This is a genomic window from Shigella sp. FC1661 (assembly GCF_001712525.1).
Classification (GTDB): domain Bacteria; phylum Pseudomonadota; class Gammaproteobacteria; order Enterobacterales; family Enterobacteriaceae; genus Escherichia; species Escherichia coli.
On record NZ_MDGW01000027.1, the window covers coordinates 1 to 12,249 of the forward strand.

General features: G+C 53.1%; 14 protein-coding genes and 1 pseudogene. 9 read left to right on the plus strand and 6 right to left on the minus strand.

Translation table 11 applies throughout. The features are described 5' to 3' along the window. On the plus strand, nt 1–109 hold a 109-nt coding region (locus BFF42_RS27490; protein ID WP_249530519.1), incomplete at its 5' end, for a hypothetical protein. Between the two features lie 170 nt (nt 110–279). Here BFF42_RS27490 and BFF42_RS02215 read toward each other — a convergent pair. The 6 genes and pseudogenes from BFF42_RS02215 to dnaA form a co-directional block, all read right to left on the minus strand. Then, nucleotides 280–594, minus strand: a pseudogene (locus BFF42_RS02215) (HAD-IIB family hydrolase); the annotation flags it as partial. 114 nt (nt 595–708) lie between these two features. Continuing rightward, nucleotides 709–1,149 (minus strand): YidB family protein, encoded by a 441-nt coding sequence (locus BFF42_RS02220; RefSeq protein WP_465260006.1) that lies wholly within the window; start codon nt 1,147–1,149, stop codon nt 709–711. Nucleotides 1,150–1,345: 196 nt separating this feature from the next. Continuing rightward, the gene (gene gyrB, locus BFF42_RS02225; protein ID WP_000072066.1) at nt 1,346–3,760 is read right to left on the minus strand and encodes a DNA topoisomerase (ATP-hydrolyzing) subunit B; all 2,415 of its coding nucleotides are present in this window, start codon (nt 3,758–3,760) and stop codon (nt 1,346–1,348) included. A 28-nt stretch (nt 3,761–3,788) separates the two neighbouring features. After that, the gene (recF, locus tag BFF42_RS02230; RefSeq protein WP_000060104.1) at nt 3,789–4,862 is read right to left on the minus strand and encodes a DNA replication/repair protein RecF; all 1,074 of its coding nucleotides are present in this window, start codon (nt 4,860–4,862) and stop codon (nt 3,789–3,791) included. After that, the gene (gene dnaN / locus BFF42_RS02235; RefSeq protein WP_000673464.1) at nt 4,862–5,962 is read right to left on the minus strand and encodes a DNA polymerase III subunit beta; all 1,101 of its coding nucleotides are present in this window, start codon (nt 5,960–5,962) and stop codon (nt 4,862–4,864) included. The genes recF and dnaN overlap by 1 nt, the downstream gene beginning before the upstream one ends. Nucleotides 5,963–5,966: 4 nt before the next feature. Further along, nucleotides 5,967–7,370 carry a chromosomal replication initiator protein DnaA gene (gene dnaA / locus BFF42_RS02240; RefSeq protein WP_000059108.1) on the minus strand — a complete coding sequence of 468 codons (1,404 nt, stop codon included), beginning with the start codon at nt 7,368–7,370 and terminating at the stop codon, nt 5,967–5,969. Between the two features lie 296 nt (nt 7,371–7,666). Here dnaA and BFF42_RS02245 point away from each other — a divergent pair, with 296 nt between their 5' ends. The 8 genes from BFF42_RS02245 to BFF42_RS02280 form a co-directional block, all read left to right on the plus strand. Continuing rightward, nucleotides 7,667–7,747: a hypothetical protein gene (locus tag BFF42_RS02245; RefSeq protein ID WP_123005643.1), complete on the plus strand. Its 81-nt coding sequence runs from the start codon at nt 7,667–7,669 to the stop codon at nt 7,745–7,747. Between the two features lie 229 nt (nt 7,748–7,976). Beyond that, entirely contained in the window at nt 7,977–8,117 is a 141-nt protein-coding gene (gene rpmH, locus BFF42_RS02250; RefSeq protein ID WP_000831330.1) for a 50S ribosomal protein L34, read from the plus strand. 16 nt (nt 8,118–8,133) lie between these two features. Beyond that, a complete protein-coding gene (rnpA, locus tag BFF42_RS02255) occupies nt 8,134–8,493 on the plus strand; it encodes a ribonuclease P protein component (protein ID WP_000239730.1) in 360 nt (119 codons plus the stop codon). Then, on the plus strand, nt 8,457–8,714 hold the full coding sequence (gene yidD, locus BFF42_RS02260) for a membrane protein insertion efficiency factor YidD (protein ID WP_001307474.1): 258 nt from the start codon (nt 8,457–8,459) through the stop codon (nt 8,712–8,714). Before rnpA ends, yidD begins: the two co-directional genes overlap by 37 nt. 2 nt (nt 8,715–8,716) lie before the next feature. Beyond that, the gene (gene yidC, locus BFF42_RS02265) at nt 8,717–10,363 is read left to right on the plus strand and encodes a membrane protein insertase YidC (RefSeq protein WP_000378260.1); all 1,647 of its coding nucleotides are present in this window, start codon (nt 8,717–8,719) and stop codon (nt 10,361–10,363) included. Between the two features lie 105 nt (nt 10,364–10,468). Then, nucleotides 10,469–11,833, plus strand: coding sequence for a tRNA uridine-5-carboxymethylaminomethyl(34) synthesis GTPase MnmE (gene mnmE / locus BFF42_RS02270; protein WP_001282346.1), 1,365 nt, complete (start codon nt 10,469–10,471; stop codon nt 11,831–11,833). Between the two features lie 241 nt (nt 11,834–12,074). Next, nucleotides 12,075–12,155, plus strand: coding sequence for a tryptophanase leader peptide (gene tnaC / locus BFF42_RS28210; RefSeq protein ID WP_064721318.1), 81 nt, complete (start codon nt 12,075–12,077; stop codon nt 12,153–12,155). A 28-nt stretch (nt 12,156–12,183) separates the two neighbouring features. Continuing rightward, on the plus strand, nt 12,184–12,249 hold a 66-nt coding region (locus BFF42_RS02280; RefSeq protein ID WP_129927876.1), incomplete at its 3' end, for an IS1 family transposase.

A 12,249-nucleotide genomic window follows, 5' to 3' on the forward strand; every position in this document is an offset into this window, starting at 1 on the left:
GCTGTGTGGCGGCCGGATGGTATACCGCCGGGCCATCGCGGGACTGAATGTGGAGGGGCTGAAGAAAAACGCGCGGGATATCAGTCTGCTGAGGTATATGCCGGCCTGACACAGGCTAAGTGTGCCCGGGAATCGGTGCAAGTATAAAAAACAGCCTGTTGCGGTATAAGAATCGACCATGCAGAGAGAGAAAACACCGGAGTGGAGGGAAAAGCAGAAAAGCTCACGTGGCATAAGGCGCGGACAGGGGTATCGCTTAGTTTTTCAATTTCCTATACGTGAACCGACTTCGCGAGAGAGTTTTTCCAGGAAACGATAGTCGTCATAACTGAGAGCAGTTTGCGCCACGGTGCTACCATCAGCGGCCTTCTGTACCAGCGCGCCGTTATAAGTAATGCAGTAGTCGCCCGGCTGTTCCATATGCAGCTCTTTCAGGTAGTTGTGAACGCCTGCATAAGGGCGACCCGTCGTTAGCACGACATTCACGCCACGGGCGCGAGCTGCGGCAATCGCATTTTTAACGGCGGGTGAAATGGTGTGATCGGGCAGCAGAAGGGTGCCATCCATATCGATAGCAATGAGTTTGATAGCCATGAGTTCCCCAGGTAGATTAGTTCCTGACCCATGCTAACGCGATTCCGCTCAAAAATCAGTACAACACCCGAGGGAAAAGGGGGATGCAACGCGGGTTGCATGCTCCCCATTTGCTTAGCGGAAGAGTTTCCCTTTCAGCAGTTCCATACCTGCGGAAAGCAGATCGTTATTGGCTTGTGAAGACACTTCACCTTGCGGTGAGAGCGCATCAATAATCTTCGGCAATTGTTCTGCCAGTAAACTGGAAGCCGTACTGGTATCCACGCCAAGTTTTTGCCCGAGATCGGACACCGCATTTGTGCCGAGCGCCGATTCCAGTTGCTCGCCGCTAACTGATTGATTGCTCTGCTGATTACTCAACCAGGTTGAGAGAATGGCCCCTAAGCCGCCACTTTGCAGTTTTTCCAGCAGCACCTGAATGCCGCCCTGCTCCTCAACCCAACTTAAAATTGCCTGATATTTCCCCGCATCGCCTTTCAGAAAGGCACCGACAACTTCATCAAAAAGCCCCATGATAATCACCTGTAAAGCGTTACGTGTTGACCCAAAAAGTATAGATCTGCGGGATGATAATTGCGGATTGCAGAAATAAAAAGGGCGGAGATGATCTCCGCCCTTTTTTTATAGCTTCTTGCCGGATGCGGCGTTAACGTCTTACCTGGCCTACAAAATCATTAAAATTCAATACATTGAAGATTTTCGTAGGCCTGATAAGCGTAGCGCATCAGGCACGCTCGCATGGTTAACGCCATTAAATATCAATATTCGCCGCTTTCAGGGCGTTCTCTTCAATAAACGCACGACGCGGTTCTACGGCGTCGCCCATCAGCGTGGTGAACAACAGGTCAGCGGCAATCGCATCCTTAACGGTAACGCGCAGCATACGACGACTTTCCGGGTCCATGGTGGTTTCCCACAGCTGTTCCGGGTTCATCTCGCCCAGACCTTTATAACGCTGGATGGAGAGACCGCGACGAGACTCTTTCACCAGCCAGTCCAGCGCCTGCTCGAAGCTGGCTACCGGCTGACGACGCTCGCCACGTTCGATAAATGCATCTTCTTCCAGCAAGCCACGCAGTTTCTCACCCAGCGTGCAGATACGACGATATTCGCCACCAGTGATAAATTCGTGATCCAGCGGATAGTCAGTATCCACACCGTGGGTACGCACGCGAACAATCGGCTCGAACAGGTTTTGTTCGGCATTGGTGTGGACATCAAACTTCCACTGGCTGCCGTGCTGTTCTTTGTCGTTCAGTTCGCTGACCAGCGCGTTCACCCAGCGGGTAACGGTCTGCTCATCAGAGAGGTCGGCTTCCGTCAGCGTCGGCTGATAGATAAGCTCTTTCAGCATTGCTTTCGGATAACGACGCTCCATGCGGTTGATCATTTTCTGCGTCGCGTTGTACTCAGACACCAGTTTCTCTAACGCTTCGCCAGCCAATGCCGGTGCGCTGGCGTTGGTGTGCAGCGTTGCGCCGTCCAGCGCGATAGAGATCTGGTACTGATCCATCGCTTCGTCGTCTTTAATGTACTGTTCCTGCTTGCCTTTCTTCACTTTGTACAGCGGCGGCTGAGCGATGTAGACGTGACCGCGTTCAACGATTTCCGGCATCTGACGATAGAAGAAGGTCAACAGCAGCGTACGAATGTGCGAGCCGTCGACGTCCGCATCGGTCATGATGATGATGCTGTGATAACGCAGTTTGTCCGGGTTGTACTCGTCACGACCGATACCACAGCCAAGCGCGGTGATAAGCGTCGCCACTTCCTGAGAAGAGAGCATCTTATCGAAGCGCGCTTTCTCAACGTTGAGGATTTTACCCTTCAGCGGCAGAATCGCCTGGTTCTTGCGGTTACGCCCCTGCTTCGCAGAGCCGCCCGCGGAGTCCCCTTCCACCAGGTACAGTTCGGAAAGCGCCGGATCGCGTTCCTGGCAGTCTGCCAGTTTGCCCGGCAGGCCCGCTAAGTCGAGCGCACCTTTACGGCGGGTCATTTCACGCGCGCGACGCGCCGCTTCACGGGCACGGGCAGCATCGATAATTTTGCCAACCACGATTTTCGCGTCGGTTGGGTTTTCCAGCAGGTATTCTGCCAGCAGTTCGTTCATCTGCTGTTCAACCGCCGATTTCACCTCAGAAGAAACCAGTTTGTCTTTGGTCTGGGAGGAGAATTTCGGGTCCGGCACTTTTACGGAAACGACCGCAATCAGGCCTTCACGCGCATCGTCACCAGTGGCGCTGACTTTGGCTTTTTTGCTGTAGCCTTCTTTGTCCATGTAGGCGTTCAGGGTACGGGTCATCGCCGCACGGAAGCCTGCCAGGTGAGTACCGCCGTCACGCTGCGGAATGTTGTTGGTAAAGCAGTAGATGTTTTCCTGGAAGCCATCGTTCCACTGCAACGCCACTTCGACGCCAATACCGTCTTTTTCGGTGGAGAAGTAGAAGATATTCGGATGGATCGGCGTTTTGTTCTTGTTCAGATATTCAACGAACGCCTTGATGCCGCCTTCATAGTGGAAGTGGTCTTCTTTGCCGTCACGCTTGTCGCGCAGACGAATGGAAACGCCGGAGTTGAGGAACGACAACTCACGCAGACGTTTCGCCAGAATTTCATATTCGAACTCGGTCACATTGGTGAAGGTTTCGAGGCTGGGCCAGAAACGCACCATGGTGCCGGTTTTTTCAGTCTCGCCGGTAACCGCCAGCGGAGCCTGCGGTACACCGTGTTCGTAGATCTGACGGTGAATTTTACCCTCGCGCTGGATAACCAGCTCCAGTTTTTGCGACAGGGCGTTTACTACCGAAACACCAACGCCGTGCAGACCGCCGGACACTTTATAGGAGTTATCGTCAAATTTACCGCCTGCGTGCAGAACGGTCATGATCACTTCCGCCGCCGATACGCCCTCTTCCGGGTGAATACCGGTCGGAATGCCACGCCCGTCATCCTGTACAGAGACAGAGTTATCGGCGTGAATGGTGACGATAATTTCTTTACAGTGACCCGCGAGCGCTTCGTCGATAGCGTTATCTACCACCTCGAATACCATGTGGTGCAGACCGGTGCCGTCATCCGTGTCGCCGATATACATACCCGGGCGCTTACGCACCGCATCCAGCCCTTTCAGGACTTTGATACTGGAGGAGTCATAAGAATTCGACATCAACGTTTCTCGCTCATTTATACTTGGGTTAATCCGTTATTTTACCCTTTTCCACGGTAAACATCTTCGAATTTTCGTCCGACATGTCTATAACGTGTTCAGCACTGATCGCGCTGACAAAGACCTGTGATTGCGTCGCTTTTAAGCGGCTGGCAAGCAGCCCGCGACGCTCATCATCAAGCTCAGAGGCAAAATCATCTATCAGGTAGAGACACCGCCGCCCGCTTTCACGGGTGAGGAACTCTCCTTGCGCCAGACGTAAGGCGCACATCAACAGCTTAAGCTGCCCACGCGATAAGGTATCTTCCACCGGCGCACCGTCGGCGCGAATGCGTAAGTCCGCTTTATGCGGGCCATGCGCGGTGTAGGTTAGCAGGCGATCGCGTTCAAAATTACGTTCCAGCACCTCAGCATATTCTGTCTCTTTCTCCCAGCCGCGCTGGAAAGAGAAAGTCAGAGAAAACTCAGGGAGAAATTGCTTACAAGTATCGGCCATATCAGCCGCGATACCGGCGCTATACTCCGCGCGCCAGGTGCTGATTTGCTCCGCCAGCGGGATCAGCTCTTTATCCCACGGGCGTAGCTGTTCGTAACGTGTCACCTGGCGCAGCGCCGCATTGCGCTGCTTGAGCAATCGCTTGAGATTGCTCCAGGCGGTGAAAAATCCGGGTTCGTTGTGAAAGCATGCCCAGTCGAGAAATGCTCTTCTGTATTTGGGGCCGCCGTTGAGTAAAGTAAACCCTTCTGGCGTTATCAGCTGCATCGGCATCAGGTGCGCCAGCTCCGCGACTTTATGCCCGTCAGTACCGTCGATGCGGACTTTGCTGTCGCCTTGTTTGTCTTTGGTTAAGCCAATCGCCGTCTCGCGCTCTTCGCCCTGTAATCGCCCATGGAGAACAAATGCCTCCTGCTCATGGCGAATGACGCGACCAATCTGCAAACTGCGAAACGCCCGACCATGGCCGAGCGTATAGATGGCTTCCAGCACGCTGGTTTTGCCACTGCCGTTGGCACCTACCAGAAAGTTAAAGCCGGGAGATAAGGCGAGATCCGCGGTTTCGATATTGCGGAAATCGCGGATCAACAAGCGGGTGAGGGACATTACAGTCTCATTGGCATGACAACATAAGCCGCGCTCTGGCTGGCCGCATCTTCAATCTGCACGCTGGAAACCGAATCGGTCAGCATCATGCGGACGTTTTCGCATTTCAGCGCGTTCAGAACATCCAGCACATAGCTGACGTTGAAGCCGATTTCCATCTCCGCACCGCTATAGGTAACGTCGAGGATCTCTTCCGCTTCTTCCTGTTCCGGGTTGTTGGCAGTGATTTTCAGCTGGTTTTCGCTGACATAAAGACGTACGCCGCGGAATTTCTCGTTAGAGAGAATTGCCGCACGGGCAAACGCCTGCTTGAGCAGATCGCAGCCAGCTTCCAGATGTTTGTCCGGGTTCTTCGGTAGAACGCGGCGGTAATCCGGGAAGCGACCATCCACCAGTTTGGAGGTGAAGATAAAGTCGCCAACGTGGGCACGAATGTTATTGCTGCCAATCTGCACGCGCAGCGGATTGTCGCCGCCGTCGAGCATACGCATCAGTTCAATCACGCCTTTACGCGGCACGATCACCGAATGGCTTGGCAAAGATTGACCAATTGGCATTGAACAGACTGCCAGACGGTGACCATCGGTCGCTACGGTGCGCAGTTCTTCGCCTTCGGTTTCAAACAGCATACCGTTTAAGTAATAGCGAACATCCTGATGCGCCATCGAAAACTGGGTCGCTTCAATCAGACGCTTCATCGTCGCCTGCGGCAGGGTAAATTCGACTTCGCTCTGCCAGTCATCGAGGTTCGGGAAATCCGCCGCTGGCAGGGTAGACAGCGAAAAACGGCTACGCCCGGAGCGCACCAGCATCCGTTCACCTTCCAGCTGCACGGCAATTTCCGCGCCTTCAGGCAGACCACGGCAGATATCAAAGAATTTGCGCGCCGGAACGGTCGTTGCTCCTGGCTCGTGTGGCTGAACCAGCGCAACACGTGCCACCATTTCCATCTCGAGATCAGTACCGGTCAGCGACAACGTACCGTCAGCAACCTGTAACAGCAGATTACCGAGAATCGGTAGCGTAGGACGACCACCTAACGGACCGCTCACCTGTTGTAGCGGTTTTAATAAATGCTCACGTTCTACGGTAAATTTCATAGGTTTACGATGACAATGTTCTGATTAAATTTGAAAAATCTTCTTTGATATCGTGGCTCTCTTCACGCAACTGCTCGATCTTACGGCAGGCATGAAGCACCGTCGTGTGGTCACGACCACCAAACGCATCGCCAATCTCCGGCAGACTGTGGTTAGTCAGCTCTTTCGCCAGCGCCATCGCCATCTGGCGCGGACGCGCCACCGAGCGGGATCGACGCTTGGAAAGGAGATCCGCGACTTTGATCTTGTAGTACTCCGCCACCGTCTTCTGAATATTGTCGATGGTGACCAGTTTTTCCTGCAATGCCAGCAAGTCGCGCAGCGCCTCACGCACGAAGTCGATGGTGATCGCCCGTCCGGTAAAGTTGGCATTGGCAATGACGCGGTTCAGCGCCCCTTCCAGCTCACGTACGTTAGATCGTAGACGCTTGGCGATAAAGAACGCCACTTCGCCCGGCAAAAGAATGTCGTTTTCGTCGGCCTTTTTCATCAGGATCGCCACACGGGTTTCCAGCTCTGGCGGTTCGATCGCCACAGTCAGTCCCCAACCGAAGCGGGATTTCAAACGATCCTCAACGCCGTTGATCTCTTTCGGATAGCGATCCGAGGTGAGAATGATCTGTTGATTACCTTCCAGCAGGGCGTTGAAGGTATGGAAAAACTCTTCCTGAGATCGTTCTTTATTAGCAAAAAACTGAATATCGTCGATCAGCAGTGCATCTACGGAACGGTAGTAGCGTTTAAACTCTTCGATCGCGTTGTTTTGCAGGGCTTTAACCATGTCCTGAACAAAGCGCTCGGAGTGCATATAAACCACTTTGGCATTCGGCTTGCGCGCCATAATGCCGTTACCCACCGCATGCAGCAGGTGAGTTTTACCCAGACCCGTGCCGCCATAAAGGAACAACGGGTTATAGGCACCGCCAGGGTTATCCGCCACCTGGCGAGCCGCCGCGCGCGCCAGTTGGTTAGATTTACCTTCAACGAAGTTATCAAACGTGTGTTTGACGTTTACGTTAGAACGATAGGTCGGTTCTGCCGGGGCCGGGACGTTATCCCAACCTGAGCGCGTAGAAGGCGCAGCACGTTGCGGCTGCGTTTGCGCCACCTGTGCAGGGGCCGCGACGTTGCTCGTCACTGCCGCTTGTGGCGTTTGCGTCACCGGTTTGGTGCCGACTTCAAAACGCAGCTGTGGGGCATCCGCTCCGCAGAAACTGGTTAGCAGTCCATTGATATTATTAAGGTACTTGTCCCGTACCCAATCGAGGACAAAACGGTTTGGCGCGTACAGGGCCAGCGTGTTATCGCTCAGTTCCGCCTGCAATGGGCGTATCCACATACTGAATTCTGTGGCTGGTAACTCATCCTGCAATCGGGCAAGACACTGCTGCCAAAGCGAAAGTGACACGGCGGACTCCACTCGAACAAAAGTCGATAATGACTAAGGCTGAAACATTCATGATTGTTGACGTACGTCGAAAAGACCCTGCTTGAGGGTGACGCACGAACCGCTGTCTGCGGTTATATGCCCGATCAAGATCCTGCAAAACGATCGGGACCGCGGATCATAGCCTAAACTGCGCAAGAGATCTTCTGTTTCTCACAGATTTTCCCGATTTATCCACAGGACTTTCCAGAACTCGCTAAGTGTAAACGATCCTGCCGCGAGGCGGGCATGATTTACGCCGCATATTGAAAAATTTAATGACCATAGACAAAAATTGGCTTAATCGATCTAATAAAGATCTAGGACGATCCTTGCGCTTTACCCATCAGCCCGTATAATCCTCCACCCGGCGCGCCATGCTGGTTTCCACTGGTGTGAGGTCGTACATTTTCCCTGCGAAAAGGTGCGGAAAAGCGCGGTAAATAAGGAAAGAGAATTGACTCCGGAGTGTACAATTATTACAATCCGGCCTCTTTAATCACCCATGGCTTCGGTGTCCATCGTTTCATTTTTCGGCGGATATCCAATAAAGCCATTGAATTTATTCAAGTTTAGGTAGAAATCGCCATGAAACGCACTTTTCAACCGTCTGTACTGAAGCGCAACCGTTCTCACGGCTTCCGCGCTCGTATGGCTACTAAAAATGGTCGTCAGGTTCTGGCACGTCGTCGTGCTAAAGGCCGAGCTCGTCTGACCGTTTCTAAGTAATAAAGCTAACCCCTGAGTGGTTAAGCTCGCATTTCCAAGGGAGTTACGCTTGTTAACTCCCAGTCAATTCACATTCGTCTTCCAGCAGCCACAACGGGCTGGCACGCCGCAAATTACCATTCTCGGCCGCCTGAATTCGCTGGGGCATCCCCGTATCGGTCTTACAGTCGCCAAGAAAAACGTTCGACGCGCCCATGAACGCAATCGGATTAAACGTCTGACGCGTGAAAGCTTCCGTCTGCGCCAACATGAACTCCCGGCTATGGATTTCGTGGTGGTGGCGAAAAAAGGGGTTGCCGACCTCGATAACCGTGCTCTCTCGGAAGCGTTGGAAAAATTATGGCGCCGCCACTGTCGCCTGGCTCGCGGGTCCTGATAGCCCTCATTCGGGTCTATCAACGCCTGATTAGTCCGCTACTCGGGCCGCATTGTCGTTTCACTCCAACCTGTTCAAGCTACGGAATTGAGGCATTGCGCAGGTTTGGAGTGATAAAAGGCAGTTGGTTGACGGTGAAACGCGTATTAAAATGCCACCCTTTACACCCTGGTGGTGACGATCCCGTCCCGCCCGGACCATTTGATACCAGAGAACACTAACGATGGATTCGCAACGCAATCTTTTAGTCATCGCTTTGCTGTTCGTGTCTTTCATGATCTGGCAAGCCTGGGAGCAGGATAAAAACCCGCAACCTCAGGCCCAACAGACCACGCAGACAACGACCACCGCAGCGGGTAGCGCCGCCGACCAGGGCGTACCGGCCAGTGGCCAGGGGAAACTGATCTCGGTTAAGACCGACGTGCTTGATCTGACCATCAACACCCGTGGTGGTGATGTTGAGCAAGCTCTGCTGCCTGCTTACCCGAAAGAGCTGAACTCTACCCAGCCGTTCCAGCTGCTGGAAACTTCACCGCAGTTTATTTATCAGGCACAGAGCGGTCTGACCGGTCGTGATGGCCCGGATAACCCGGCTAACGGCCCGCGTCCGCTGTATAACGTTGAAAAAGACGCTTATGTGCTGGCTGAAGGTCAAAACGAACTGCAGGTGCCGATGACGTATACCGACGCGGCAGGCAACACGTTTACCAAAACGTTTGTCCTGAAACGTGGTGATTACGCTGTCAACGTCAACTACAACGTGCAGAACGCTGGCGAGAAACCGCTGGAAATCTCCACCTTTGGTCAGTTGAAGCAATCCATCACTCTGCCACCGCATCTCGATACCGGAAGCAGCAACTTCGCACTGCACACCTTCCGCGGCGCGGCGTACTCCACGCCTGACGAGAAGTACGAGAAATACAAGTTCGATACCATTGCCGATAACGAAAACCTGAACATCTCTTCGAAAGGTGGTTGGGTGGCAATGCTGCAACAGTATTTCGCGACGGCGTGGATCCCGCATAACGATGGTACCAACAACTTCTATACCGCTAATCTGGGTAACGGCATCGCCGCTATCGGCTATAAATCTCAGCCGGTACTGGTTCAGCCTGGTCAGACTGGCGCGATGAACAGCACCCTGTGGGTTGGCCCGGAAATCCAGGACAAAATGGCAGCTGTTGCTCCGCACCTGGATCTGACCGTTGATTACGGTTGGTTGTGGTTCATCTCTCAGCCGCTGTTCAAACTGCTGAAATGGATCCATAGCTTTGTGGGTAACTGGGGCTTCTCCATTATCATCATCACCTTTATCGTTCGTGGCATCATGTACCCTCTGACCAAAACGCAGTACACCTCCATGGCGAAGATGCGTATGCTGCAGCCGAAGATTCAGGCAATGCGTGAGCGTCTGGGCGATGACAAACAGCGTATCAGCCAGGAAATGATGGCGCTGTACAAAGCTGAGAAGGTTAACCCGCTGGGCGGCTGCTTCCCGCTGCTGATCCAGATGCCAATCTTCCTGGCGTTGTACTACATGCTGATGGGTTCCGTTGAACTGCGTCAGGCACCGTTTGCACTGTGGATCCACGACCTGTCAGCACAGGACCCGTACTACATCCTGCCGATCCTGATGGGCGTAACGATGTTCTTCATTCAGAAGATGTCGCCGACCACAGTGACCGACCCGATGCAGCAGAAGATCATGACCTTTATGCCGGTCATCTTCACCGTGTTCTTCCTGTGGTTCCCGTCAGGTCTGGTGCTGTACTATATCGTCAGCAACCTGGTAACCATTATTCAGCAGCAGCTGATTTACCGTGGTCTGGAAAAACGTGGCCTGCATAGCCGCGAGAAGAAAAAATCCTGATTCGGTGAGTTTTCGCTAAAATAAGGGCGGTCAGTTGACCGCCTTTTTTCTTTTCGTAGGGCGGATAAGCACCGCGCATCCGCCACACAAAGCAACAGGAACATCATGAGCGATAATGACACTATCGTAGCCCAGGCCACGCCTCCGGGACGTGGCGGCGTTGGCATCCTGCGCATCTCCGGCTTCAAAGCCCGTGAAGTTGCCGAAACCGTGCTGGGTAAACTGCCTAAGCCGCGCTACGCCGATTATCTTCCGTTTAAAGACGCCGACGGCAGCGTGCTCGATCAGGGGATTGCGCTATGGTTCCCTGGCCCGAACTCGTTCACTGGCGAAGATGTGCTGGAACTGCAAGGTCATGGCGGTCCGGTGATCCTCGACCTGCTGTTAAAACGCATTCTGACCATTCCCGGCCTGCGGATTGCTCGCCCTGGTGAGTTTTCCGAACGCGCGTTTCTTAACGATAAACTTGACTTAGCCCAGGCCGAGGCGATTGCCGATCTTATCGACGCCAGTTCGGAACAGGCGGCCCGTTCGGCACTTAACTCGCTGCAAGGCGCATTCTCCGCACGGGTTAATCATCTGGTAGAAGCCCTCACCCACTTGCGCATTTACGTCGAAGCGGCAATTGATTTCCCCGATGAAGAGATCGATTTCCTCTCCGACGGAAAAATTGAAGCCCAGCTCAATGACGTTATTGCCGATCTTGATGCAGTGCGTGCTGAAGCACGTCAGGGTAGTTTGTTGCGCGAAGGGATGAAAGTGGTGATTGCCGGACGTCCTAACGCCGGTAAATCGAGCCTGTTAAACGCGCTGGCGGGGCGTGAAGCGGCAATCGTAACCGATATCGCCGGAACTACGCGTGACGTGCTGCGTGAGCATATCCACATTGACGGAATGCCGCTGCATATCATCGATACCGCCGGGCTACGTGAAGCCAGTGACGAAGTAGAACGTATTGGTATCGAGCGCGCGTGGCAGGAAATTGAACAGGCCGACCGCGTGCTGTTTATGGTCGATGGCACCACAACAGACGCCGTGGATCCGGCAGAGATCTGGCCGGAATTTATTGCCCGTCTGCCAGCGAAACTGCCGATCACCGTGGTGCGCAATAAAGCCGATATCACCGGCGAAACGCTGGGAATGAGTGAAGTGAACGGTCACGCGTTAATTCGTCTCTCAGCAAGGACTGGTGAAGGCGTGGACGTGCTGCGTAACCATCTCAAACAGAGCATGGGCTTTGACACCAACATGGAAGGCGGCTTCCTGGCGCGTCGTCGCCACCTACAGGCGCTGGAACAGGCAGCGGAACATCTACAACAGGGCAAAGCGCAACTGTTGGGAGCCTGGGCAGGTGAACTGCTGGCGGAAGAGTTGCGTCTGGCACAGCAGAACTTAAGCGAAATCACCGGGGAATTTACTTCAGACGACCTGCTGGGGCGGATTTTCTCCAGCTTCTGTATTGGTAAGTAACCGCGCTTACGAAGCCGTATTCTGACTGTCAGATGCGGCTTCGCTTCATTGTTAGCACTCCTGTTATTCCTCAACCCTTTTTTTAAACATTAAAATTCTTACGTAATTTATAATCTTAAAAAAAGCATTTAATATTGCTCCCCGAACGATTGTGATTCGATTCACATTTAAACAATTTTAGAATAGACAAAATTCTTGAGTATTATACTGTAGCCTCGTGTCTTTCGAGGATAAGTGCATTATGAATATCTTACATATATGTGTGACCTCAAAATGGTTCAATATCGACAATAAGGGTAATGCTGCCAACTTACTGATTTAGTGTATGATGGTGATTTTAAGGTGCTTGCGTGGCTTCCATTTCCATCAGATGTCCTTCCTGCTCCGCTACTGAAGGCGTGGTGCGTAACGGCAAA